The sequence below is a fragment of the Streptomyces sp. NPDC005483 genome, from assembly GCF_040606035.1.
Taxonomy (GTDB): Bacteria; Actinomycetota; Actinomycetes; order Streptomycetales; family Streptomycetaceae; genus Streptomyces.
This window is the reverse complement of the sequence record NZ_JBEXEA010000025.1, coordinates 17284-40066: the sequence shown is the minus strand read 5'-3', so window position 1 is coordinate 40066 and position 22783 is coordinate 17284. Positions and strand designations below refer to the sequence as shown.

General features: G+C 71.2%; 22 protein-coding genes. 9 read left to right on the top strand and 13 right to left on the bottom strand.

The window, feature by feature from the left end:
• Nucleotides 1-93 precede the first annotated feature (93 nt).
• A complete protein-coding gene (locus ABZT06_RS36045; RefSeq protein WP_355750936.1) occupies nucleotides 94-927 on the bottom strand; it encodes a lysozyme in 834 nt (277 codons plus the stop codon).
• Nucleotides 928-1161: 234 nt separating this feature from the next.
• Here ABZT06_RS36045 and ABZT06_RS36040 point away from each other — a divergent pair, with 234 nt between their 5' ends.
• Nucleotides 1162-1656 (top strand): MarR family transcriptional regulator, encoded by a 495-nt coding sequence (locus tag ABZT06_RS36040; protein ID WP_355750933.1) that lies wholly within the window; start codon nucleotides 1162-1164, stop codon nucleotides 1654-1656.
• A gap of 1300 nt (nucleotides 1657-2956) precedes the next feature.
• Here ABZT06_RS36040 and ABZT06_RS36035 read toward each other — a convergent pair.
• Nucleotides 2957-3745, bottom strand: a complete 789-nt coding sequence (locus ABZT06_RS36035; RefSeq protein ID WP_355750930.1) for a hypothetical protein — start codon at nucleotides 3743-3745, stop codon at nucleotides 2957-2959.
• A 372-nt stretch (nucleotides 3746-4117) separates the two neighbouring features.
• On the opposite strand from ABZT06_RS36035, the gene ABZT06_RS36030 reads away from it, so the two are divergent.
• From ABZT06_RS36030 to ABZT06_RS36010, 5 genes are read left to right on the top strand one after another with little or no spacing between them, the layout of a single operon-like run.
• Nucleotides 4118-6868 carry a nitrate- and nitrite sensing domain-containing protein gene (locus tag ABZT06_RS36030; protein WP_355750927.1) on the top strand — a complete coding sequence of 917 codons (2751 nt, stop codon included), beginning with the start codon at nucleotides 4118-4120 and terminating at the stop codon, nucleotides 6866-6868.
• Complete coding sequence (locus ABZT06_RS36025; protein WP_355750924.1) at nucleotides 6865-7368, top strand: roadblock/LC7 domain-containing protein; 504 nt, start codon at nucleotides 6865-6867, stop codon at nucleotides 7366-7368. The genes ABZT06_RS36030 and ABZT06_RS36025 overlap by 4 nt, the downstream gene beginning before the upstream one ends.
• Complete coding sequence (locus ABZT06_RS36020) at nucleotides 7365-7769, top strand: DUF742 domain-containing protein (RefSeq protein WP_355750922.1); 405 nt, start codon at nucleotides 7365-7367, stop codon at nucleotides 7767-7769. The genes ABZT06_RS36025 and ABZT06_RS36020 overlap by 4 nt, the downstream gene beginning before the upstream one ends.
• Nucleotides 7750-8406 (top strand): ATP/GTP-binding protein, encoded by a 657-nt coding sequence (locus tag ABZT06_RS36015; RefSeq protein ID WP_355750919.1) that lies wholly within the window; start codon nucleotides 7750-7752, stop codon nucleotides 8404-8406. Before ABZT06_RS36020 ends, ABZT06_RS36015 begins: the two co-directional genes overlap by 20 nt.
• A 24-nt stretch (nucleotides 8407-8430) precedes the next feature.
• Entirely contained in the window at nucleotides 8431-9684 is a 1254-nt protein-coding gene (locus ABZT06_RS36010; protein WP_355750917.1) for a styrene monooxygenase/indole monooxygenase family protein, read from the top strand.
• 6 nt (nucleotides 9685-9690) lie between these two features.
• Here the strand turns inward: ABZT06_RS36010 and ABZT06_RS36005 are convergent, their stop codons facing one another.
• The 4 genes from ABZT06_RS36005 to ABZT06_RS35990 form a co-directional block, all read right to left on the bottom strand.
• Nucleotides 9691-10812 (bottom strand): NlpC/P60 family protein, encoded by a 1122-nt coding sequence (locus tag ABZT06_RS36005; RefSeq protein ID WP_355750914.1) that lies wholly within the window; start codon nucleotides 10810-10812, stop codon nucleotides 9691-9693.
• 101 nt (nucleotides 10813-10913) lie between these two features.
• On the bottom strand, nucleotides 10914-11216 hold the full coding sequence (locus tag ABZT06_RS36000) for a hypothetical protein (RefSeq protein ID WP_355750911.1): 303 nt from the start codon (nucleotides 11214-11216) through the stop codon (nucleotides 10914-10916).
• Nucleotides 11209-11856, bottom strand: a complete 648-nt coding sequence (locus ABZT06_RS35995) for a TetR/AcrR family transcriptional regulator (RefSeq protein ID WP_355750908.1) — start codon at nucleotides 11854-11856, stop codon at nucleotides 11209-11211. The genes ABZT06_RS36000 and ABZT06_RS35995 overlap by 8 nt, the downstream gene beginning before the upstream one ends.
• A 178-nt stretch (nucleotides 11857-12034) precedes the next feature.
• Complete coding sequence (locus ABZT06_RS35990) at nucleotides 12035-12973, bottom strand: diiron oxygenase (RefSeq protein WP_355750905.1); 939 nt, start codon at nucleotides 12971-12973, stop codon at nucleotides 12035-12037.
• A 90-nt stretch (nucleotides 12974-13063) separates the two neighbouring features.
• Here ABZT06_RS35990 and ABZT06_RS35985 point away from each other — a divergent pair, with 90 nt between their 5' ends.
• Together ABZT06_RS35985 and ABZT06_RS35980 are read left to right on the top strand one after the other, a co-directional pair.
• On the top strand, nucleotides 13064-14176 hold the full coding sequence (locus ABZT06_RS35985; RefSeq protein ID WP_355750902.1) for a ferritin-like domain-containing protein: 1113 nt from the start codon (nucleotides 13064-13066) through the stop codon (nucleotides 14174-14176).
• A 9-nt stretch (nucleotides 14177-14185) separates the two neighbouring features.
• Nucleotides 14186-15058, top strand: a complete 873-nt coding sequence (locus ABZT06_RS35980) for a hypothetical protein (protein ID WP_355750899.1) — start codon at nucleotides 14186-14188, stop codon at nucleotides 15056-15058.
• Between the two features lie 4 nt (nucleotides 15059-15062).
• On the opposite strand, the gene ABZT06_RS35975 is transcribed toward ABZT06_RS35980, so the two are convergent.
• The 7 genes from ABZT06_RS35975 to ABZT06_RS35945 form a co-directional block, all read right to left on the bottom strand.
• Nucleotides 15063-15572, bottom strand: coding sequence for a DUF3291 domain-containing protein (locus tag ABZT06_RS35975; RefSeq protein WP_355750896.1), 510 nt, complete (start codon nucleotides 15570-15572; stop codon nucleotides 15063-15065).
• A gap of 45 nt (nucleotides 15573-15617) precedes the next feature.
• A complete protein-coding gene (locus tag ABZT06_RS35970; protein ID WP_355751152.1) occupies nucleotides 15618-17081 on the bottom strand; it encodes a penicillin-binding transpeptidase domain-containing protein in 1464 nt (487 codons plus the stop codon).
• A 17-nt stretch (nucleotides 17082-17098) separates the two neighbouring features.
• On the bottom strand, nucleotides 17099-18460 hold the full coding sequence (locus ABZT06_RS35965; protein ID WP_355750893.1) for an FtsW/RodA/SpoVE family cell cycle protein: 1362 nt from the start codon (nucleotides 18458-18460) through the stop codon (nucleotides 17099-17101).
• Nucleotides 18461-18512: 52 nt separating this feature from the next.
• Nucleotides 18513-18953, bottom strand: a complete 441-nt coding sequence (locus ABZT06_RS35960; RefSeq protein ID WP_355750890.1) for an SH3 domain-containing protein — start codon at nucleotides 18951-18953, stop codon at nucleotides 18513-18515.
• 95 nt (nucleotides 18954-19048) lie between these two features.
• Complete coding sequence (locus ABZT06_RS35955; RefSeq protein ID WP_355750887.1) at nucleotides 19049-20284, bottom strand: HAMP domain-containing sensor histidine kinase; 1236 nt, start codon at nucleotides 20282-20284, stop codon at nucleotides 19049-19051.
• Nucleotides 20281-21060, bottom strand: a complete 780-nt coding sequence (locus tag ABZT06_RS35950) for a hypothetical protein (protein WP_355750884.1) — start codon at nucleotides 21058-21060, stop codon at nucleotides 20281-20283. Before ABZT06_RS35950 ends, ABZT06_RS35955 begins: the two co-directional genes overlap by 4 nt.
• A gap of 47 nt (nucleotides 21061-21107) precedes the next feature.
• Nucleotides 21108-21614, bottom strand: coding sequence for a dual specificity protein phosphatase family protein (locus ABZT06_RS35945; protein ID WP_355750881.1), 507 nt, complete (start codon nucleotides 21612-21614; stop codon nucleotides 21108-21110).
• A 128-nt stretch (nucleotides 21615-21742) separates the two neighbouring features.
• On the opposite strand from ABZT06_RS35945, the gene ABZT06_RS35940 reads away from it, so the two are divergent.
• Entirely contained in the window at nucleotides 21743-22546 is an 804-nt protein-coding gene (locus ABZT06_RS35940) for a nuclease-related domain-containing protein (RefSeq protein ID WP_355750878.1), read from the top strand.
• The last annotated feature ends 237 nt before the right edge of the window (nucleotides 22547-22783 follow it).

Sequence of the window (22783 nt, the reverse complement as noted above, 5' to 3'; positions counted from 1 at the left end):
GTGGCCGCGGCCGCCGGATGAGGTGAAGGCCCGGGTTCTCGTGAGGGAGGCCCGGGCCTTCGCCGTACACCGGGACGTACACCGCCGGGATGGTCAGCCGTTGGCGAGTGCCTGCACCCGGTCGAGCGCCCCGTTGAAGCGGTCGTGGTCACCGACCGTCGGGCCGGAGGAGGTGTACTGCCAGATGGTGTACGTGCTCCAGCCGGCCGGGAGGGTGCCGGCCGTCGACGCGTAATGGGCGATCCACAGCGGGTTGGCGGAGAAGCCGCCGTAGCTGCCGGTGCACTGGTTCCACCAGGTGGTGGCGGTGTAGATGACGGCCTGACGGCCGGTGCGCGCCTTGTACTGGTTCAGGAAGTCGCGGATCCAGGTGACCATCGCGCTCGGCGACTTGCCGAAGCAGGCGTCGCCGTAGGGGTTCCACTCTATGTCGAGCACGCCGGGCAGTGTCCGGCCGTCCCCGGACCAGGCGCCGCCGTGGTCGACGAAGTAGTCGGCCTGCGTTGCGCCGCTCGTGGTGTCCGGGGTGGCGAAGTGGTAGGCCCCGCGGATCATCCCTACGCCGTAGGAGCCGGTGTACTGCTGGGAGTAGTAGGGGTTCGTGTAGTACGTCCCCTCGCTCGCCTTGGTGTACGCCCACCGGGTGCCGCTGTTCCACAGGGTCGACCAGGCGACGTTGCCCTGATAGCTGGCGACGTCGACCCCCTCGGTCTGGGTGGCGCGGGTGCCGGTGGGCAGACCGTCCTGGCCGTCGTGCGCTACGACGCCCATTCCCATGTGGGCGGAGCCGCGGGCCGGGGTGGCGGTGGCCTCGGGGGATTCCACGGCCGGGGCGGGGGCCGTGTGGAGCAGGGAGAACGCGGTGAGCAGGAGTCCGACGAGGAAGTGGCGTCGGGGACGTATCAATCCGGGTCTGTGCACGGGCATGGCGTGCCTCCGAGGGCTCGGTGATGCTCGGTGGGGGACAGGGGAAGGCCATGTCAAGCTGACGTGGGCATGCCAGCCTCCGCTCGGTGGAGACGTTACGTACGGGGACGAAGCGGTGTGAAGAGGGGCCGGAGGCTGCCGTTGGTCTAGCCCTGCGAAATACTTACGGAGCTGCGGGGATGTCGCAATTTGGCGGAAACTTTCACGACCGGGAAATTCAAGGCAGGGGCTGACGTGCACGAAGACGGAAACGGCGGGGGTGGCCGGGGCGCGCCCGACGTGGCGCCGAACGGGGTGGACCAGCCCGGATTCCTGGCGCTGGAACGCGAGTTGACCGTCCTGCTGCGCCGCGCCCGGGCCAACCAGGGGGAGATGGCCCGTGAGGTCCATCCCGACCTGGAGTCGGCGGCTTACGGACTGCTCGTCCGACTGGATGAATGCGGCCGCCAGCGTGCCACCGAGCTCGCCGCCTACATCGGTGTCGGCAAGGCCACGATGTCCCGCCAGCTGCGCGCCCTGGAGGACCTGGGCCTCGTCGCCCGCGAACCCGACCCGGCGGACGGCCGGGCCTGGCTGGTGGACCTCACGGAGGAGGGCCGCTCCCGGGTACAGAGGGTCCGCGACGCACGCCGGGCCCGGTACGCGGGCCGCCTGGCGCACTGGGATCCGGGAGAGGTCACCGAACTGGCCCGACTGCTGCACCAGCTGAACCGGGGCATGGAGAAGTAGCCCACCACCGGGACGACGTTCCGCCGGACGAGGTGGCTCGGACCCCGGTTGGGGTGCTGCCGTGCCGATGCGGTCGAGTGCGCTGGGCGGACGGCTGGTCCGGCCGGGTGGGCGTCGGGGTGCTGGCACCGGGTGAGTGCGGTCGAGCACGCTGGGCGGGCACTGCTCCGTTCGGGCGGGCATTGTGGTGAAGTCGGGTGGCGGTCTGCTCCGGACGGGTGGTCGTCGCGGTGGTGCCGGGGCGAGTTGATACGTCGAGCGCGGGCGTCTGGTCCGACCGGGCGCGTGTTGTGCCGCTGTGGGGGCGGCGCTGTCGAGTAAGCCGGTTGGCGCTCCGTTCAGACAGCTGCCCGTCGTGGCGGTGCCGGGTCGATGTGTCGAGCAAGGCAGGCGGTTGCTTCGGCGGGGCAGGTGTTGTGGCGCTGTCGAGCCGCACTGCGCAGGCGTGGGCTCAGGGCGGGCGGGCGTTGCGGTGGAGTCGGGTGGCGGCCTGCCTCAGGCGGGTGGTCGTCGCGGTGGTGCCGGGTCGATACGTCGAGCATGGGCGTCTGGTCCGGCCGGCGGAGTGCCGTGGTGGTGCCTGGGCGGCGCTGCCCAGCGCGTCGGGTGGCGGTCTGCTCCGGGCGAGTGCCCGTCGTGCCGGTGCCCGGTCGATGCCGTCGATTGCACTGCGGGGGCAGTCTGCTCAGGCCCGGGCCTGTCGTGGCCGTACCCGGTCGATGGCGTATCGCGCCGCGCGGGCGTACGCCTCGACCGAGCCCCGCCGCGCCGGAGCCCGGTCGGCGCCGCCCATCACACCGCGCGGGTGTCCGTTCCGGAGGCAGCCTGTCCACCGTCCGCGGATCGTGAGGAACCGGGTCTCGGGCCGGCTTGCGATCCGTCGTGTGGGTCGAGGCGGCCGGGGTTCGCGTGGGATGCGTCGTGTGGGTCGAGGCGGCCGGGGTTCGCGTGGGATGCGTCGCGTGGGTCGACGCGGCCGGCGTCCGCGTGCGATGCGTCGTGTGGGTCGAGGTGGCCGGGGTTCCTGTGATCCGTCGTGCGGACCGAGGCGGCCGGGGTTCGCCTGCGATGCGCCGTGTGGGTCAACGCGGCCGGGGTTTCGCCCGGGATCTGCCGTGCGGGCCGAGGCGACTAGGGCCCGCCCGCGATCCGCCGTGCGGGCCGACGCGGCCAGGGCCCGCCTGCGATCCGCCGTGCGGGCCGACGCGGCCAGGGTTCGCCTGTGATCCGCCGTGACTACCGACGCGGCCAGGTTCCCGGCGCCGCATCGCATCGCGCCGCAACGCTCCCCCGCCTCCCCTCACAACTCCGCGTACACCACCGTCGCGTCGTCGTGGGTCTTGCCGCGGCCCAGATACGTGCGGGTCTCCGTGTCCGCCCGCTCCAGCTCCCGGACGCGGTCCACCAACGCCTGCGCCCCCTCTTTGCGTACGAAGTCGAGGCAGTCCGCCCAGCCGCCCTCGTGGAACTTCTCCACCCACCGCGCCGCCCCGTCCGTCAGGGCCAGCAGGGTGCGCACCGACGACCGCGGCAGCACCCCCGTCACCGCGCGGGCCGCCACCGACGGATCCGCCGCCGCCGTGAAGAAGCCGCCCTCCTTGTTGCGGAGGGTGGCGTCGATCAGCGCGTCCGTGGCGAGCGAGGCGCGCGGAAGGCGTGACAGGCGGTCGTCCAGCACCGGCGTGACCACCCCGTCCGGCCCCTCCACCAGCAGTGCCGAGTCCGACAGGACCAGGTACTCGACCGACTCCGGGGACCACCGCGCCATCACCACCGTCGCCTGCGGCGTACGCGGGTGAGAAAGGTCACAACCTTCACCATGTGTCTCCGCTGTGCGCGCGATCGCCCGGGACAGCACCACGGCCGGTGGAACATCCATGAGCGAAACGGCCAGTTCGGTCAGCGCCCCGCCGAGGTGGGCCGTGAACCAGGGGACGGAATGCAGACAGCCCGTCGGACCGGCGGGCGGCGTGACCCCGTCGAGCGCGACCAGCACGCCACCCGCTGCGGAAGCGGGGAGCGCGACACTCGCGAAGTCCTCGTTGGGCCGCTGGACATCGCCGGGTTCCGAGACAAGTTCCGTACGCATTCGGCCAGTCTGCACGAGCCCTTCACAAGCTCCGTCAAAGCATGGCAACAATCGCGGAATTGACGTAGTCGCGCAGGTCAGGCGCCAGGTTTGGGGTGGAATGGCTGACTCCGGGCACGCGTGGTGGCGAATACTGCCACCGGTCTTCGCCGACGTCCAACCGGCCTGCCGCACAAGGTCCGTGCGCGTGCCGCAGGAACTTGCCCGCCAACTCCCCTCCGGGGTTCACTCCTTCGGGTGGCGGCTCAGGCGATGCGCGACCACCGCCCACCGGCGCTGGGAGGGTCGGGAACCGTACCCCGGTGTGCACACCAGTTGACGGAGCGTCACCCCGGACCCATGGGTATCACGAGTTCAGGAATGCGAGCAGCGGTGCAGAAGACGCGGCCTCGTCGCACAGGCAAGCAGACGGCCTCCGGCAACGGCGCGGAGCGCACACCCGCCACGCCCGGCACCCCCGAGACTCCCGTCGGCAAGGGCCGCCGCACCCACGTCCGCACCCGGCTGATTCTCGCCGTCGCCGTCGTGGCTGCCGCGATCGCCGGAGCCGGCGCCCCCTCCCTCGTCACCGCCTCCGGAGAACTCCACGACTCCCAGGACCTGGTGACACTCGCCGAGCAGACCCAGGACGCCCTCGACCTCGCCCACGCGCTCGCCGACGAACGCGACGAGGTCACCCCCTACATCGCGGCCGGACGGCTCAGGTCGAAGGCGCCCGGCGAGCAGTCGAGCGCCCGCGTCGACCGCCAGGTCGAGGAACTGCGCGCCGACAGCGACCTGTCCACGACCCTGCGTGCCGACCTCGACGACATCGCCGCCGTACGACGCTCCGCGCTCACCGGCAAGGACAACGCGCTCCAGGCGCACACCGCGTACTCGGCCGCCATCACGGAACTGCACCGGCTCGCCGAGGAACTGGCCGAGAAGATGCCGGCCCGCGCCGGCTCCGGCGCCTACTCCCTCGCCGAGCTGGACTCCGCCGTACAGCAGGCCGCCGCCACCCGCGGACTGCTGCTGGCGGCGCTCAGTGTGCCGACGACGACCCAGAGCGTCTACGACCCGATCACCGGCCTGACGAAAACCGAGAAGGTCTCCTCCAAGGCCGACGCCGCTCAGCGTGACGCGCTCAGCGCCGCCGCACAGCAGGCCCGGCTGCGCTCCGACGCGGCCCTCTCCGACTTCCAGGAATCCGCGCCCGCCGCCGCCAAGGCGAGCTACGACTCCACGGTCACCGGCCCCGAGGTCAACTCCGCCGACAAGTACCTCGCCGCCCTCACCGACCAGCCCACCCTCACCGACGGCGAACTCGGCACCAGAACCAACAAGCTCGACGCGGCCCTCTCCGCCCGCGTCGACCTCATGCGCGGCGCCGAGTCCGCGCTCTTCGAACGCCGGGTCAAGGAGCTCGCCCAGCTGCGCGACGACGACGTCTCCACGCTGGAGCTGCGCGTCGCGATCCTCGGCGCCCTGATGCTGCTGGCCGTCGGCGTCGCCACCGCCATGGCCCGCACCCTCACCCGCCCCCTGTCCGTGCTGCGCCGCGGTTCCGCCCGGCTCGCCGGGGCCGAGGACCCGGCCGCCGAGGAAGCGGTCTCCTTCACCGGCCGCAACGACGAGTTCGCCCAGGTCGTCCGCTCCGTCAACGCCCTGCACGCGCACGCCGTCGCGCTCGCCGAGCGGATCGCCACCCTGGAGTCCGACCGCAAGCACCTGGTCGGCCAGCGGCAGCGGATGGCGGACGCCCGCGAGCAGCTGAAGAGCGAACTCGCCGAGTCCGCCGCCCAGTTGGAGCGGCTGCGCACCACCATCGGCGCCACCTTCGTCAGCCTGGCGCTGCGCACCCTCGGCCTCGTCGAGCGTCAACTCGGCGTCATCGAGAGCCTGGAGGAGCGCGAGCAGGACCCGGAGCGCCTCGCGACCCTCTTCAAGCTCGACCACTTCGCCACGGTGATGCGCCGCCACAGCGAGAACCTCCTCGTCCTGGCCGGCACCGAACACGTGCAGCAGAGCGCAGGCCCTGTCCCGCTCGTCGACGTGGTCCGGGCCGCGGTCAGCGAGATCGAGCGCTACGAGCGCGTCCGTATCGCCGCCCTGCCGCCGCACGCCCACGTGGTCGGCTTCGCCGCGGACGACCTCTCGCACCTGCTGGCCGAACTGATGGAGAACGCCACCTCGTTCTCCCCGCCCGACCTGCCCGTCGAGGTCTCCGGCTGGCTCCTGGAGAGCGGCGAGGTCATGCTCTCCGTTCACGACGAGGGCATCGGCATGACCGCCGAGCGGATGGCCACCCTCAACTCCCGCCTCGCCGACTTCGATCCTGAGGCCGCCTACGAGTCGTACGACGAAGGCGACGAGGGTCTCGGTCTCGGCCTGTACGTCGTGGCCCGCCTCGCCCACCGGCACGGCGTCCGCGTGCAGCTGCGCGAGCAGAAGCAGGGCGGTGTCGCCGCGGTGGTGGTCCTCCCCAAGCCGCTGCTCACCGCCGCGCCCACGTCCGCCGTACCGGCATCCGGCACCGGCCCGGTCACCGGCGCGACCCACTCCTTCTCGCTGCCCGGCGCCGACGCGGAGGTCAACTCCAACGTCCTGAACGGCCGTTCGCAGGGCGGTGACCCCCTGGTCGCCATGGCCGAGAAGGCCGTACGCCACGCGGAGGCGGAGCCCCCGGCCGAGACGACGACGGAATCCCCGGCCGAGACGACCATGGAGCTCCTGGCCCCGGTCCCGGCACAGGATGAGCCGGACCGCGTGCGGCCGACCCCCGTCCCGGAAGAGCCGTCGGCGCCCGCACCCGCGGCCGACGGTGAAGCGGAGACACAACACACCCGCGCCGACGAGGAGCCCGTCACCGAACAGGAGCCCCTCACCGACAAGGGCCTCCCCAAGCGCACCCCCAAGATCACCGCACCCACCGCCCCGGCCCCACGACGGCGCAACGCGTCCGTGGACGCCGACGCCCTCCGCCGCAGGCTGGGCGGCTTCCGCCGGGGGGCGGAGGCCGGCTACCGGGACGTGGAGGCGGAGATCAAGGAACAGACCGGCGAGACCAAGCTGCCGACCGCAGAACAACGCACCGCATCCGAAGAAGCCACGGGGGGCACAGCCGAGGAGGCAAGCAGTTGACCGCGCCCAGTACCTTCGGACTGAGTCGTGAAGCCCGCAATCTCCACTTCCTGCTGACCAACCTCGTCGAGGAGGTCCCCGGCGTCCAGTCCGTCGCCGTGGTCTCCTCCGACGGCCTGCTCCTGCTCTCCTCCGACGCCGACCGGAACGCCGAGGCACGTGAGGCCCGCGAGGGGAAGCCCTCCGGACCGCGTGGCTCCTCCGCCGACCTCGCGACCATCGTCTCCGGCATCGGCAGCCTCACCCTCGGCGCCGCGAAGCTCATGGACTTCGGCACCACGAAGCACACCATGATCGCGATGGACGACGGCAGCCTGTTCGTGATGTCGATCAGCGACGGTTCGCTGCTCGGTGTGCACGGCTCCGCGGACTGCGACATGAGCGTGGTGGCCTACCACATGGCCCTGTTCGTCGGCCGCGCGGGACACGTCCTGACCCCCGAACTCCGCAGCGAGCTACGCCAGTCGCTGGAGCACGACGCGACAGGGAGCTCCCGATGACGAACAGGCCCGAGCTCCCGGTCCGTGGCGGCGACCGCAAGCCCGCCCGGGTCCGCCCGTACTCGCTCACCGGGGGCCGGACCCGCTTCGGTCACGTCCTCCTGGTCGAGACCTTCGTGGCAGCTCTGGAGGCCCCCGAGGAGCGCAAGGAGCTCACCAACGGCTCGCTGAGGTCGGTCATGCCGGAGCTGCGGGCCATCGTCGAACTGTGCCGCCGGATGCGCACGGTGGCCGAGATCGCCGCGCTGCTGAAGATGCCGCTCGGCGTGGTCCGGGTGCTCCTCAGCGACCTCGCGGACCAGGGAAAGATCCGTGTGTACGGCACCGGGACCGGTCACGGTACGGGCCGTCCCGACCGCGCTCTGCTGGAAAGGGTGCTGAGTGGACTCCGTCGTCTCTGACGCCGCCGCCTCCCAAGGGTTCGGCGCCACCCCGTTCGTCGATGTCGAGACCGACGACAACCTGAAGTCCTGGCAGACGGACCGCACGCGGGCCCCCATCGCCACGAAGATAGTCGTGGCCGGCGGCTTCGGCGTCGGCAAGACCACCCTCGTCGGCACCGTCTCGGAGATCGAGCCCCTCCAGACGGAGGCGCTGATGACCGAGGCCAGCGAGCAGGTCGACGACCTCTCCGGCACCCCGGAGAAGGTCACCACCACCGTGGCCATGGACTACGGCCGCATCACGCTCGACGACGACCTGGTCCTGTACCTGTTCGGCACGCCGGGCCAGGAGCGGTTCTGGTTCATGTGGGACGACCTGGTGCGCGGCGCGATCGGCGCGGTCGTCCTCGCGGACACCAGGCGGTTGAAGGACTGCTTCCCGGCGCTGGACTACTTCGACGGCTGCGGGATGCCCTACGTCGTTGCGGTCAACCACTTCGACGGCAGTGACCGCTTCGAACCGGAGGACGTGCGGGAGGCCTTGACGATCCCCCCGCACATACCTGTCATGATCATGGACGCGCGGCGGAAGATCTCGGTGGTCGAGACCCTCCTGTCCCTCGTCGGCCACGCACTGGACGTCACCCCCGAGTAGCCCTGGTTAGGAGCCATCACCCGCATGCGGAAGATACTCGTCGTCGGAGCCGGCCAGTCCGGACTCCAGCTCGCCCTCGGCCTTCAGTCGCACGGGTACGAGGTCACCCTGATGTCCAACCGGACGGCGGACGAGATCCGCAGCGGCCGGGTCATGTCGACGCAGTGCATGTTCCACACGGCACTGCAGCACGAGCGCGATCTCCAGCTGAACTTCTGGGAGTCCCAGGCCCCGAAGATCGAGGGACTCGGCGTCTCGGTGGCGGCCCCCGGCTCGTTCGACCCGGGGCCCTCGCAGCGCGCGATCGACTGGCTGGGCACACTCGGCGGGTACGCGCAGTCGGTCGACCAGCGCGTGAAGATGGCCGGCTGGATGGAGACGTTCGCCCAGCGCGGCGGCCAGCTCGTCATCCACGGCGCGGCCGTCGGCGACCTCGACTACTTCTCCCGTACGTACGACCTCGTGCTGGTCTCGGCCGGCAAGGGCGAGCTGGTGTCGATGTTCGCCCGTGACCCGGAGCGCTCCCCGTACAGCCAGCCGCAGCGCGCGCTCGCCGTGTCCTACGTGCACGGCCTGGGCCCGCGTCCCGAGCACCCGGACACCGAGGCCGTCCGCTGCAACCTCGTCCCCGGTGTCGGCGAACTGTTCGTCATGCCGACGCTCACCACCTCCGGGCGCGCCGACATCCTCTTCTGGGAGGGCATACCCGGCGGCCCCCTCGATGTCTTCAACGGCGTGAAGGACCCGGCGGAACACCTCTCCCTGACCCTGGAACTCATGGAGAGGTTCCTGCCCTGGGAGTACGCGCGCGCCACGAACGTCGAACTCACGGACGCCGGTGGCACCCTGGCCGGCCGCTACGCGCCCACCGTGCGCAACCCGATAGGCCGCCTGCCCGGTGGGGGACTGGTCCTCGGTGTGGCCGACGTCGTCGTCGCCAACGACCCGATCACCGGGCAGGGCTCCAACTCCGCGTCCAAGTGCGCGGCCTCCTACCTCGCGTCGATCCTCGACCAGGGCGACAAGGAGTTCGACGAGGAGTGGATGCGGGCGACCTTCGAGCGGTACTGGGCCACCGCCCAGCACGTCACCAAGTGGACCAACGCGATGCTCGCACCTCCGCCGGAGCACATCCTCAACCTGATCGGCGCGGCCGGGCAGCTGCAGCCGGTGGCGGACCGTTTCGCCAACGGCTTCGACGACCCCGCCGACTTCGAGAACTTCTTCTACGAGCCGGAGAAGACGGGGGCGTACCTCGCTTCGGTGGCGGGCGGCTGATCGTCGTCATGCGGGTGCGGACCCGTCGTGGCTGGTTACACCCACGCGGCGGAGCCGCAGATGTGTCAGCCCCGCGCCCCCCGGTAGGTCATCCGGACGTACGGCTCCGAGGAGCGGGTGAGCCGCGATCGGGGAGATCCTGATCCTCTCGCCCGTCCTCGGGGCCTCGATCACCTTGCCCCCGCCGACGTAGATCGCCACGTGCGTCGCCTTCGGGAAGTAGATCACCAGGTCACCGGGGCGCAGATCCTTGAGGGGGATCCTCGGGAGCCGGGCCCACTGCTCCTGGCTGGTCCTCGGGATCGAGGTACCGGCGTGCGCCCAGGCCTGCGAGGTCAGGCCCGAGCAGTCGTACGTCTTCGGACCCTCCGCACCCCATTCGTACGGCTTCCCCAGCTGCTGTCGGGCGTACCGCAGGGCCGTCTCGCCCTCCCTCGACGGTTTCCGCGCCTCCTCACCGAGGGCGCCCGAGGTCGTCAGCTCCTCCTGCGCCTTCTCGACTCCCTTCTCCTCGAACTCGGCCAGCTTGGACAGCTGTTCGGCGGTGAGGGAGGCGAGGAGTCCCTCCACGCCGGCGAGCTTCCCCCGTACGTCGTCCCGGTTCTTCTTCTGCCGGGCGGCGAGCGTGAGCTGGTCGTCGAGGGCGCTGCGCGCCTGGCGGGCGAGTTCGTCGGCGCGGTGCTCGGTACCGGTCAGGCGGCCCACCGTCCTGGCCCGCACCCGCGCCAACTCGCCGATGACATGGCCCTGTTCGAGGGCGTGCTGGGGGTCGCGGGCGAGCAGGAGGCGGACGTACGGCGAGATGTCGGTGCTGCTGTGCTGGTACTGCTGCCGGGCCAGCCGCCCCGCGGCACCCCGGCTGTCGTCCAGCGAGAGCCGGGCCCTGGAGAGCGCGGCGTCCAGGCGGCTCACCTCGGCGCGCTTCTCCTTCAGCTTCTCCGCGGTGGCGTTGTAGGTCTCGGTGGCCTCCTCCGCCTCCCGGTACAGCCGCTGAAGGTCCGTCAGCAGATCGGCGACGGACCGCTCACGCGGGTCCGGCTCCGGTACGGCCGCCGCGGGCAGCGGCGCGAGGACGGTGCCGGCCGCGACCGCCGCCGTACACACCAGACGTACGAGCCTTCCTGACACGTCATCACCTCCCGTGCGGAGCAGCCCCTCTGTTCCGCACGGCGAGCATCAGACGGTGCCGGCGTCTTCGCGCGCCGGGTGGGCGGTTCGGCGCAACCTCGTCACCCGTCGGTGTCAGCCGGCCTGTCGGGCTTGGACCACGGCCACTTCAGCCGGTCGCTCGCCTTCCCCTCGGGGTCGTACTCGTACTTCCACCCCTTCTGGATCCCCAGCTTGGTGTGCCCCCTGGGCACCCGGCGGTACACCAGTACGGTGGGCGGGCCGTCGGTCGCGCCGGGGACGGGGATGCGGTACGTCTTCGGCGGGTGCCCGGTCGGTCCCAGCAGCACGGGCAGCACCCGGCCGTCCATGGGGCCGCCCTCGAAGGGGGTGTCTTCGCTCTTCACGGCACCAGTGTCAGACATCCGCCGCGAGGGCCGTGACCAGCGCGGCGGTCTGCGGGTCACGGTTCGCGGTCACGGAGAGCACGGCGACGAACTGCTCGACCAGCCAGTCGCGCAGTTCCTCGACGGGGGGCTGCTTGTTCTCGTCGAGCCAGATCAGGGAGGCCGCCTCCACCGCGGTGATCCACATCCGCACGGTCATGCGCAGCCGCAGGCCGGGCTCGGTGACGCCGAGGTGGCTGAGGATGTTCTCGGCCGCGGCCCGCCGTACGCCGTCGACGATGGCGGTGGTCCGGGACGTCTCGACGACGCTGCCGCCCTGGAGCAGGGCGCTGAAGCCGGCGTCGTGCTCGTCGACGAAGGCGAGGTAGCGGTCGAGGGCGCGGGAGAGGCGGATCAGGAGGGGGCCGTCCAGGGGCTCGTCGAAGCACTGCTCCAGTTCGTCGGCGGCGGACCGGAGCGCGGCCTCGTACAGCTGCTGCTTGCCGCCGGGGAAGTACCGGTAGACGAGGGGACGGGAGACTCCGGCCGCTTCGGCCACGTCGTCGAGGGAGACGTCCTCGGGGGCGCGGTGCGCGAAGAGGCCCAGGGCGGCCTCGAGAAGCTGACTGCGTCGCTCCTCGACGCCGAGTCTCCGGTAGGCGGGCGCGGATGGGGTCATGCCTCGAAGGGTAGTCGGCCGTCCGCGGGTCCGTTGTGGCTGGTCGCGCAGTTCCCCGCGCCCCTGAGTGGGTGCAGTCAGGGCCTGCCCGGCTGTACCCACCCAGGGGCGCGGGGCTGTATCGATGTGCGGCTCCGCCACGTGGGCGCGACCAGCCCCCACCGGCCCGCGGACTGCATCAGGCCAGAAGACCCGATGACCTCCACAGCCGCCTGCCCACACCCCGTAGCACCCCGATGTCGTCCAGGAACTCGGTCAACCGGCGAGCCCCCGTCTGCATCACCTCCCGCCGGTGCCCGCTGGCGCGAACCTGCGCCAACGCCTCCCGCTGGTCGAGGCCCACGTTCGTGTACACCTCCGGGTTCACGAACGCCACGGAGAACACCCGCGCGAACTCACCGGAGGTGACCCGAGTGAACTCCTGCGACCACCGCGGAGCGGAGACCATCTGCCGCCGCAGCTCCTCGCGGGCATAGCGCACGTGCCGCGCCTCCTCCACCACGTGGATCCGCGTCACCCCCCGGATCAGCGGCTGCACCCGCTCGTCGGGGAAGGTCAGCCGCTGCATCCAGTCGAGGATCTCCTCACCGAGCAGCGTCGCCGTGAAGGACCCGGGCGTCGTGGAGATCGTCTTGAACAGCCGCCCGAGCCGCTGATGGGCCCGGCTCACCGGATACCAGGGCGTCTCGCCCCGTGTGATCAGCCGCGCGAACATCTTCGAGTGCCGGCACTCGTCCTCGATCTCGGTGAGGGCGTACCGCACATGGGCGCTCGTGGCGGCCTTGTCGTAGATATGACGGCACAGCAGCTGCATGAGGATGATCTCGAACCAGATCCCCAGCGAGGCCAGCGCCGCCGCCTCGTGCTGGGAGAGCAGGATCCGCTGCTCCTCGCTCATCCGCTTCCACATCGGGGTGTCGTACAGCGAGACCAGTTCCGGCGGCCAGAACCACAGGCCCTCCTCGAAGGGCGCGTCCCAGTCCAGTTCCTTGTCCGGATCGAAGGAGTGCTTCGCGGAGGAGTCGAGCAGCCGCTCGGCGACCTGCTCCCGGTCCTTGAGCAGACCGAGGGCATCACGCAGCCCGTCGAGCGCGTCGACTTCTGTCAGACTCGTCATGGCTCTTATGAGACTGCTTGTCAGCAAGGCCGTCAATCCCTTGCGCACGACTTGTTGACCCGGCGTCTACAAAGGGGCAGCCTGCGGGACATGCCGACTTTCGACCTGTACACCACGGATCCCGGGGACCCCCACTGGCAGGTACCGGCGACGGGCAAGGCCCGTTTCAGCTGGGAGTACGACGACGGCCGCGACCGCCTCCTCGCCCTGTACCAGAAGGGCAAGGACAAGCAGTGGGACGGGCAGAAGCGCGTCGACTGGAGTCTGGAGGTCGACCCGTACGACCCCCTCGGCACCCCCGACGAGTCCATCTCCCTCTATGGCACCAAGTACTGGGCGAAGTTCACCGACAAGGACAAGGGTGAGCTCCGCAAGCACCTCGCCTCCTGGCAGTTCAGCCAGTTCCTGCACGGCGAGCAGGGCGCGATGGTGTGCGCCGCGCGGATCGTGGAGTCCGTGCCCGACCTCGACGCCAAGCTCTACTCGGCGACCCAGGTGATGGACGAGGCGCGGCACGCGGAGATCTACGGCCGTTTCCTCCACGAGAAGATCGGGATGCTGTACCCGATCAACGACAACCTGCGGTCCCTGCTGGGCGACACACTGAGCGACTCGCGCTGGGACATGCCCTACCTCGGCATGCAGGTCCTCATCGAGGGCCTCGCGCTGGCGGCCTTCGGCATGATCCGCGACACCACCGACAAGCCCCTCCCCAAGCAGATCCTCGCCTACGTCATGCAGGACGAGGCCCGCCACGTCGCCTTCGGCCGCATGGCACTGCGCGACTACTACCAGCAGCTCTCCGACGCCGAACTGCGCGAACGCGAGGAGTTTGTCATCGAGGGCTGCTACCTGATGCGCGACCGGCTGCGCGGAGTCGAGGTCTTGGAGAACTTCGGCGTCCCGAAGGCGGAGGCCGAGGAATATGCTGAGCGGTCCGAATTCCTCGCCCTCTTCCGCCAGTTGCTCTTCTCCCGGATCGTCCCCTGCGTCAAGGACATCGGCCTGTGGGGCAAACGCCTCCAGCAGGCCTACGTCGACATGGGCGTCTTCGAGATGGGCAACTCCAACCTCGACCTCCTCATGGCCCAGGACGAGGAGATCGCCGAGAAACTGGACGCGGAGCGGTTCGCGGCGGAGGAGCGGGAGCGGGTCGCGGAGGTGGAGGAGGCCATTTCAGCGGGGGCCGCCGACCCGCAGTAATGTTCTGACGTGTCCACGCCTCAGCCGCCCCAGAGTCCCTACGGGGCGCAGAATCCCTACGCGCCCCAGAACCCCTACGTCCAGCCGCAGCCCCCGCAGCCCCCGCAGCCCCCGCAGCCCCCGCAGCCCCCGCAGGCCCCGTACGCCACAGGCCCTTACGGGCAGCCGCAGCCGCAACCGCCGCAGCCCTACGGTTACGGCGGCTGGGGTGCGCCCCCGATGGCCCCGCCGCCTCCACCGAAGCGGCGAGGCCTGGTGATCGGGAGTGTCGGCGGGGTGGTCGGCCTGGTCGCGGTGATCCTCGTGGGATACGCGATGCTCCAGTCGGCGGCGAAGAACACCGGTTACCCGGCTGCCGAGTACACCCTCTCCCTCCCCAGGACCCTGCTGATCGGCCGGTACGAACTCGCCCAGGACTACTCCGGCTCCGAGGGCCGGAAGATCATGGACGCGGCGGACGGCTACTCGAAGGCCAAGGTCGACGGGGTCGCGGTCGGGCAGTACAGCCTGGCCGGCAACACGACGGAGGCCTCGCTCGTGGTGTCGGGCATGTACGGGCGGTTCAAGGATCCCGCCGAGATGCGGGACAACATGATGAAGGGCGCGGACAAGGGTGAGGGCGCCAAGGTCGCCCTGGCGCCGCAGGACTTCCATCCGGACGGTTCCGACGGCGTCACCGTCACCTGTGAGGTGCTCACCAAGACCCAGGCCGGCACGGACATGACCGTTCCCGTCTGCGCGTGGGCGGACGCCAACACGGGCGCATCGGTGGGTGAGCTCAGGGCCGCCACCATGACCCAGGACCCCTCGGACGTGGACCTGGACAAGCTGGCGGTGACCACCCTGCAGATCCGCTCGGAGATGCGGAAGCCGATCGGCTGACGGCCTAGACCGAGCACCCCAGGTCGTCCGGGAGTTCCAGGGCGGTGACCGGCTCCGCGCCCTGTGCAGGGAACAGTGTCCGCAGTGTGAAGGCGTACGGCGTAGGCCCGTTGGTGCGCAGGTGCAGCAGTCGGGACTCCGCCTCGGCGACCGTGGGGCGATGGCCGGCCGGGACCCACCACAGGGCCACCATCGCCTCCTGGACCCGCTCGAAGAACTCCCTGCGGCGGGCGAGCATCGCGCGGTGCCGGCCCTGGTACATGTACGCAGTGAGCGCGTCGGCGTCCCGCCACACCGACATGTTGATGATCAGCCACTCGTCGCCGAAGACGGCGATGTCCGTCGCATCGCCGGAGTCGCCCTCCAGCCGCCAGACGAACCCGTCGGCGGCGTCCGCGTCGGCGTTCACGGGATCGAGGTTGTCGACGAAGTCCTTCAACTGCGCGGAGTCCAGAGGGGCTGTGAGGCGGCCGATGTTCACCTGGGCGAGTTGGTACGCGATGGCTCCAGTCATGGACCGAACGGTAGGTCGGCTGCCCGGCGGCCCTCAACCCCCGTCTCACTCCTTGGAGTTGAGCACCGCCTCCATCACCGCTCGCGCGATCGGCGCCGCCACCCCGCCGCCGGTGATGTCCCCCCGGACCGCCGACGCGTCCTCCACCACCACGGCCACGGCGACCTTGGGCTCCACGTCCCGCTCGCCCTGCGCCCACGCCACGAACCAGGCGTACGGCATCCCGGCGTTGCCGATGCCGTGCTGGGCGGTGCCGGTCTTGCCGCCGACGATCGCGCCGGGGATGGCCGCGTTGGTGCCGGTGCCCTCGGTCACCACCTGGGTCATGAGCTCCTTCAGCACCGCGGCCGTCTCCGGGTGCATCGCCTGCCGCACCGGACGCGGGCCCGCCGTGGCCAGGATGCTGCCGCCGTCCGTGGTGGTCCGCTCCACCAGATACGGCGTGCGGATCTGCCCGCCGTTGGCGACGGCCGCCGAGACCATCGCCATCTGGAGCGGGGTCGCACGGGTGTTGTACTGGCCGATCGAGGACAGTGCCAGCTGTGCCCTGTCGACGGCCGGGTCGAAGGTGCTGCGGGCCACCGAGAACGGGATCCGCAGCGCGTGGTCGTTGAAGCCGAAGGCGTGCGCGGTGGCCGTCATGTCACCCACCCCCACGTCCACCCCGAGCTTCGCGAACACCGTGTTGCACGACCACCGGAAGGCCTCCCGCAGGGACAGGTCCTCGCAGCCGTCGGACTCGTTGCTGAGCGAGGTGGTGGTGCCGGGCAGGGTGTACGGCGCCGGCGAGTCGGTCGGCGCGTCCACGTCCTTGATCACCCCCGCGTCCAGTGCGGCCGCCGCGGTGACCACCTTGAACGTCGAACCCGGCGGATAGGTCTGCCGTACCGCCCGGTTGAGCATCGGCCTGTCCGGGTCGCCGTTGAGGCGCGCCCAGGACCGGCCCACCCTGGGGTCGTTGCCCGACAGCACCCCCGGGTCGTACGACGGCGAGGACACCAGCGCGAGGATGCGTCCCGTCGCCGGTTCCACGGCCGCCACCGCGCCCTTGCGCCCGCCGAGGCCGCGGAAGGCCGCCTTCTGCGCGGCCTCGTCGAGCGTCGTGACGACGTTCCCGCCCGGGTTGCGTCTCCTCGTGAAGTCGTTCCACAGCGGGAACGGCGTCAGCAGCGGGTCCGAGCCGGACAGGACCGTGTCCTCGGAGTGCTCCAGCAGGGTCGTGCCGTACTCCTGCGAGGCGAAGCCGGTGACCGGCGCGTACAACGGCCCGTCCTCGTAGGTCCGTTCGTAACGCAGCTGCTCCCCGGTGTCCCGGGATCCGGTGACCGGTCGCCCGCCGACCAGGATGTCACCGCGCTCCCGGCCGTAACGGGCGATGTTCTCGCGGCGGTTGGCCGGGTTCGTGTCGTGGGAGCGGGCCTCGAAGACCTGGACCCGGATCGCGTTGACGAGGAGCGCCACGAGCAGCAGGGCGCAGAAGCCGGCGGCGTGCCGGATGTAACGGGTCATGCCGGGGTCTCGCGTCGTCACGGGGACTCCTTGCCGTCGTACTGGCGCCGGGCCGAGTCGCTGACCCGGATCAGCAGGGCGACGATCGCCCAGTTGGTCACGACCGACGAGCCACCTTGTGCGAGGAACGGCATCGCCAGGCCGGTGAGCGGGATCAGCCCGCCGACCCCGCCCGCGATCACGAACACCTGGAGCGCGACGATCGAGGCGAGGCCGATCGCCAGGAGCCGTCCGAAGGGGTCGCGCAGGGCGAGGCCCGCCCGGTAGCCGCGCTCCACGAGGAGGGCGTACAGCAGGAAGATCGCGGACAGGCCCGCCAGGCCCAGTTCCTCGCCTGCCGTCGCCAGGATGAAGTCGGACTTCGCGGCGAAGCCGATCAGGACGGAGTGGCCGAGCCCGAGCCCGGTGCCGAGGACCCCGCCCGCCGCGAAGGCGAACAGGGACTGCGCGAGCTGGTTCGGCCCCTGGCCCGCCTCGATCGACGCGAACGGATGCAGCCAGTCCTGCACCCTGCTGTGCACATGCGGCTCCAGCCAGCCCACGGCGAAGGCGCCGACGGAGGCCAGCAGCAGCCCCAGCGCGATCCAGCCGGTGAGCCCGGTGGCGACGTACAGCAGAACGACGAACAGGCCGAAGAACAGCAGCGAGGTACCGAGGTCGCGCTCCAGGACCAGGACCCCGACGCTGAGCAGCCAGATGGTGACGAGGGGGCCGAGGACCCGTCCGGTGGGCAGTTGCAGGCCCCAGAACCGCCGGCCCGAGAACGCGAGCGCGTTCCGGTTGGCGGCGAGGTACGCGGCGAAGAACACCGCGAGCAGCACCTTCGCGAACTCGCCCGGCTGGATGGAGAACCCGGCGATCCGGATCCAGATGCGGGCACCGTTCACGGAGGGGAAGAGGATCGGGAGGATCAGCAGGGCGAGCGCGGCGGCGACACAGACGTACGCGTACCGCTGGAGCACCCGGTGGTCGCGCAGTATCAGCACGACCACGATGAACAGCGTCACCCCGACCGTGGACCACACGAGCTGGGTGGGGGCCGCGCGGTCCCCGGGTGTCTCCAGGTCGAGCCGGTAGATCAGGACGAGGCCCAGACCGTTGAGCAGTACCCCGATGGGCAGCAGGAGCGGATCGGCGTACGGCGCCCTCAGCCGCACCGCCAGATGGGCGACGAGCGCGAGCACGCCGAGCCCGGCGCCGTAACCGGCGGCGCCGGGCGGGACGGTGCCGTCCCTGGCGAGGCCGACAGCGCAGTAGCCGTACACCGACAGCAGCACGGCGAGGACGATGAGGGCCAGTTCGATGCCACGGCGCCGGGGCAGGCGTACCGCGTGAGCGGAGGTGTCCGCGGGGGCCACGATGGTTCCGGCCTTGGTCATGTCCGGAACTTACCCAAATAGGGCGGTATGTCTTCCTAGCTTGCGCGGGATGTCAGCACCAGCGTGGCGCCGAGCCGATGGTCCTGATGTACCGGGCCGCGCCCCAGGCCCAGGTGCCGTCCGTGAGGAGGTACCACTGGCGGTTGCCCTGGACGCTCTGGCCGTTGGTCCTGCAGAAGATGGAGACGACCTCGCCGCGGTCGGCCCATCGGATGATCTGGCCGCCCCGGTTGGGCGCGGCGCGCAGTGCCAGCGAACTGGCCGTCACGACACCCCTGGACAGGCGTGAGTTCTGGTTCTCGTTCTGATTCTGGTGCTGACCCTCGTTCTGATTCTCGTTCTGGTTCCAGTTCTGGCTCTGGCTCTGGTGGTTCGCCGAGGCGTCCTGCGGGTCGTCGCCCCACTCGTCGCCGGCGACAGCGGGCGTGGCGAGGGCGGTGACGGCGAGGGTGCCGGCGGCGATGGCTATGGGGAGACGGGAGCGCAGGGACATGGGGGCCTCCGTGTGGGGGGTGCGAACCTGACTGTTCGCCACGTTAGGAGGCGTGCGGACGGGTCGCCTTTTCAGATGGGCCATAGGAGAAGCACCTACCGCAACGTCAGAGTCGCGAGCGCCCCACCGTCCTGCGCGTTCGAGAAGGACAGCCGCGCCCCCAACACCTCGGCCTGCCCCACCGCGATGGTCAGCCCCAGCCCGTGCCCCCGAGCCCCGCCCTCCGTGCGGAACCGCTGCGGCCCGTGCTCGACGAGGTACTCCGGAAACCCGTCCCCATGGTCCCGCACGGTCACCACAGCCCCGTCGACCGTCACGGACACCGGCCCCCGCCCATGCCGGTGCGCGTTGGCGACCAGGTTCCCCAACACGCGCTCCAGCCGCCGCCGGTCCGTCTCCACGGCAAGATCCCGTACGACGACGACCTCGGTGTCGGTCCCGGACGCCCGCACCACCCGCTCGGCCACCGCGGCCAGGCGCTCCGTGTCCAGCTCCACCGTCTCGCGCCCCGTGTCCAGCCGGGAGATCTCCAGCAGATCCTCCGTCAGGGTCCGCAAGGCGGCCACCCGATCCCGTACCAGCTCGGTCGGACGGCCCGGCGGCAACAACTCGGCCGCCGCGTGCAGCCCCGTCAACGGCGTCCGCAGCTCATGGGCCACATCCGCGGTGAACCGCTGCTCGCTCAGCAGCTTCCCCTGCAACGACCCCGCCATGGAGTCCAGCGCGGCGGCCACCGCGGCCACCTCGTCCTGCGGCCGCGACGGATCCTCCGTCCGCGGATAGCCGACCCGCGCGTCGAGGTCCCCCGCGGTGATCCGCCGGGCCACCCGGGCGGTCGTGTGCAGCCGTGTCGTCACCCGGGTGACCGCGAACGCCCCCACCAGCAGCGTCGCCGTGATCGCCAGCGCCGACGACCACAGGATCGCCCGGTCCAGTCCCGCGATCGTCCGCGCGCCCTGCGAGTAGTCGACCTCCACGGCCAGCGCCCGGTTCCCGTCCACCGGCCCCGCGGCCCACATCGTGGGGCGCCCGCGGTGCTCGGCGACCATCGTGCCGCGGTCCCCGGCCACCGCCAGCGTCCGCAGCGACCCCGGCAGGTCCGGCGGATCCACGCCCGCGTCCCACATCAGCGTGTCCCCGGCCTCGTACGCCTCGGTCGCCTCCTTCAGCCGGCTCAGCGCCAGGTCACGGGCCTCGCCGACGGTCTGGTTCGTCACCGAGACATGCACCAGGACACCGAGCAGCGCGGCGAGGGCGCAGCACATCACGGTGATGAACACGGCGGCCTTCACGGCCAGCGTGCCGGACCAGCGGGGCAGCGCGAGTCTCATCGTGAGCTCGCGGACGGTCCGGGCGCCGGGCTCGACGGGCCCCCGAGGGCACGGCTGCCGGTGCGCAGCATCTCGTCGTGCGTGAGGAGCATCGACTTCTGCTGCGGGTCCCAGGTCCACTGGAGCCGGTACTCGTAGCCGGCCACCTCGGACGGCGAACGGATGATCACGGAGTGCCCGGCCAGTTCGACCCCGCTGACCGCGTCCTCCCAGTGCATGACCCGCACGAGCCGGTGCTTCTCCACGGTGTAGACGCGTACGGCGGTGACATTGCCGGGCAGCTGCCGGAACCCCAGCGTCAGGTCCTCGTGCCCGTCACCGGTCAGGTCGCGGTAGTACGGCCGCAGCACGGGACACCTCTCACCGGCCGCCCCCGCCTTGCCGCAGTCGGCCATCCGGCGGGCCGTCTCGACGTAGCCCGCGCCGGCGTAGCCGCTGGGATCCTTCTTGATCTCGGCGCGTACGAGCGCCACCGGGTCCACCGTGCGGAGGTCGTCGCCGGGCACCGAGACGCCCGCCACGACCTGCGAGTCCACCTCGCCGATCTCGAAGGCCGGGCTGGAGGCGGGCGTCAGCTGCGGCCACAGCCGGTCGGGGCTGATCGCGGTCGGCGTCGAGCCCGCGCCCACCAGGTCGCCCGCGTCCCCACAGCCCGCCGCGGCCGCGAGCAGCAGGGCGACGGCGGCTACGGCACGGGTCGTACGGGGTGCGCGGCGGGCGGGTGGCACTGTGCTCCTGGGGTCGGGGCCGTTCGGGGGCGTCGGCCCCGTACACATTATTCGTACGGACGTCCTTTTTTGCCGTCCGGTGGACCCGGCCAGGCCTACTCGGTCAGCTCCTCCAGCAGCCGGGCCGTCGACAGGCCGGCCCGGAGGTACTCGACGAACAGCTCGTTGTGCAGCGCCCAGGGCGAGCGCCGGCCCCGGATCAGCCGGATCGCCGCGTCGGCCGTGTGCCCCCTGCGGACCAGGGCGTGCGCGACGACCAGGCCCGAGCGGTTGTAGCCGTGATAACAGCGGACGAGGACCGTGCGGCCCTCGTCCAGTGCGTCGCTCGCGGCCTGTGCCAGGCGGATCACGCCCGCGAGCTGGGTTCCGTCCAGCGGGCCGTCCGGAATCGGCCACACATGGTGCTCGACACCGGGATCGGGACCGTGGCCCGGCAGCCGCAGCAGCGTCTGCACGACCTCGAACTCGTCCCGTACGACGGCGAACTCCCGTTGCCCGGAAAGGCCCCGGAACTCATGCCCGCCCATCCACAGCCCGGGGACGATCTCGTCCCACGCCCTGTCCGGAGCCGGTACGTCGGGTTGCTTCCTGCGGGTCCGCAAAGCGCCTCCCCAAGCCCCTGCGCCAAGCCCTGCAACTCACTGCAACTCGCTGCAACTCACCCCAAAGGTATCCGGCTTCTTGCCTGCGCAGCACCCCGCCTGTTCCCATGGTCCATGGGGTGATGTGCATGAGCGGACTGCGCGTCGTGCCGACCTGGCGCCATGGTCAGGAGCGGCTGTACGTCTGCCTCACGGACGGCAGGAACATCGCCTGGTACGACCGTGAGGCGGCCCGGATCAATCTGCTGAGCGAGGACCGCAGGGAGGACGTGCTGGACGTCCTCGGGCCCTTCCTCACCGGCCGGGTGGCCGTGGGCCCGCCCCCGGTGCCGACGCCCGCCGAACTGGCCCGGCTCTCCCTCCACCCGGACGACGACCTCGCGCCCAACCGGCCCGGCGAGGCCCTCCAGATCGCCCTGGACCGGGACCCCGGGCCCGCGCACCGGATCCGCCGCGATCCGCGTCGGCGGGCCCTGGAGGCCGAGCAGACCGTGGGGGAGGCGCTGGACCGCCTCGACGGCGCGGGCTGGCACACCCTGCACTCCGTCCCGCTGCCCGGCGGCGACCGCGTCCACCATCTGGCGATCGGTCCCGGCGGACTGTTCGCCGTGCACGCCCTGTACGCCCGCAAGCAGCGGGTCACGGTCGCCGACCCGATGGTCACCCTCGGCCGCCGCGACCCCGAGCCCCTCCTGCGCCGCGTCCGCGCCGACGCCGACCGCGCCTCCTACGCCCTGACCGCCGAGGTCCACCCGGTCCTCGCCCTCGTCGGCCCCTCCGACCTCGCGGTCACCCTCCCGCCCCGCGAGGTCCGCATCCTCACCGACGCGGACCTAGAAGCCCTCGCCCGCCTCGGCGGAACCCTCAAACCGGCCGACGTGGAGGCTCTGCACGCGATGGCCCGCGACCGCCACACCTGGACGCAGGTCTGACCCGCGCGAGGCGACGACGGCCCGTCGTGGCGGGCGAGGGGAGCGAACGGCCCGTTGCGGCGCAGGTGACTGGACTCCTCATGGGCGCGGGGAACTGCGCGACCAGCGACGACGCATCTGCAGCCGCCCTACGACCTGACCCGGCACCCCCTAGGCGCCCGGCCCAAGCCCAGCACAGCTGCCCGCGGGGAACTGCGCGACCAGCCACAACGCACCCGCAGCCGCCCGACAACATTG

Coding starts and splice junctions, on each gene's coding strand:
- ABZT06_RS36045 (WP_355750936.1), bottom strand. CDS start 927: ATGCCCGTGCACAGACCCGGATTGATACGTCCCCGACGCCACTTCCTC.
- ABZT06_RS36035 (WP_355750930.1), bottom strand. CDS start 3,745: ATGCGTACGGAACTTGTCTCGGAACCCGGCGATGTCCAGCGGCCCAAC.
- ABZT06_RS36020 (WP_355750922.1), top strand. CDS start 7,365: ATGACGAACAGGCCCGAGCTCCCGGTCCGTGGCGGCGACCGCAAGCCC.
- ABZT06_RS36010 (WP_355750917.1), top strand. CDS start 8,431: ATGCGGAAGATACTCGTCGTCGGAGCCGGCCAGTCCGGACTCCAGCTC.
- ABZT06_RS36000 (WP_355750911.1), bottom strand. CDS start 11,216: ATGTCTGACACTGGTGCCGTGAAGAGCGAAGACACCCCCTTCGAGGGC.
- ABZT06_RS35995 (WP_355750908.1), bottom strand. CDS start 11,856: ATGACCCCATCCGCGCCCGCCTACCGGAGACTCGGCGTCGAGGAGCGA.
- ABZT06_RS35990 (WP_355750905.1), bottom strand. CDS start 12,973: ATGACGAGTCTGACAGAAGTCGACGCGCTCGACGGGCTGCGTGATGCC.
- ABZT06_RS35985 (WP_355750902.1), top strand. CDS start 13,064: ATGCCGACTTTCGACCTGTACACCACGGATCCCGGGGACCCCCACTGG.
- ABZT06_RS35975 (WP_355750896.1), bottom strand. CDS start 15,572: ATGACTGGAGCCATCGCGTACCAACTCGCCCAGGTGAACATCGGCCGC.
- ABZT06_RS35970 (WP_355751152.1), bottom strand. CDS start 17,081: ATGACCCGTTACATCCGGCACGCCGCCGGCTTCTGCGCCCTGCTGCTC.
- ABZT06_RS35965 (WP_355750893.1), bottom strand. CDS start 18,460: ATGACCAAGGCCGGAACCATCGTGGCCCCCGCGGACACCTCCGCTCAC.
- ABZT06_RS35960 (WP_355750890.1), bottom strand. CDS start 18,953: ATGTCCCTGCGCTCCCGTCTCCCCATAGCCATCGCCGCCGGCACCCTC.
- ABZT06_RS35955 (WP_355750887.1), bottom strand. CDS start 20,284: ATGAGACTCGCGCTGCCCCGCTGGTCCGGCACGCTGGCCGTGAAGGCC.
- ABZT06_RS35950 (WP_355750884.1), bottom strand. CDS start 21,060: ATGTGTACGGGGCCGACGCCCCCGAACGGCCCCGACCCCAGGAGCACA.
- ABZT06_RS35940 (WP_355750878.1), top strand. CDS start 21,743: ATGAGCGGACTGCGCGTCGTGCCGACCTGGCGCCATGGTCAGGAGCGG.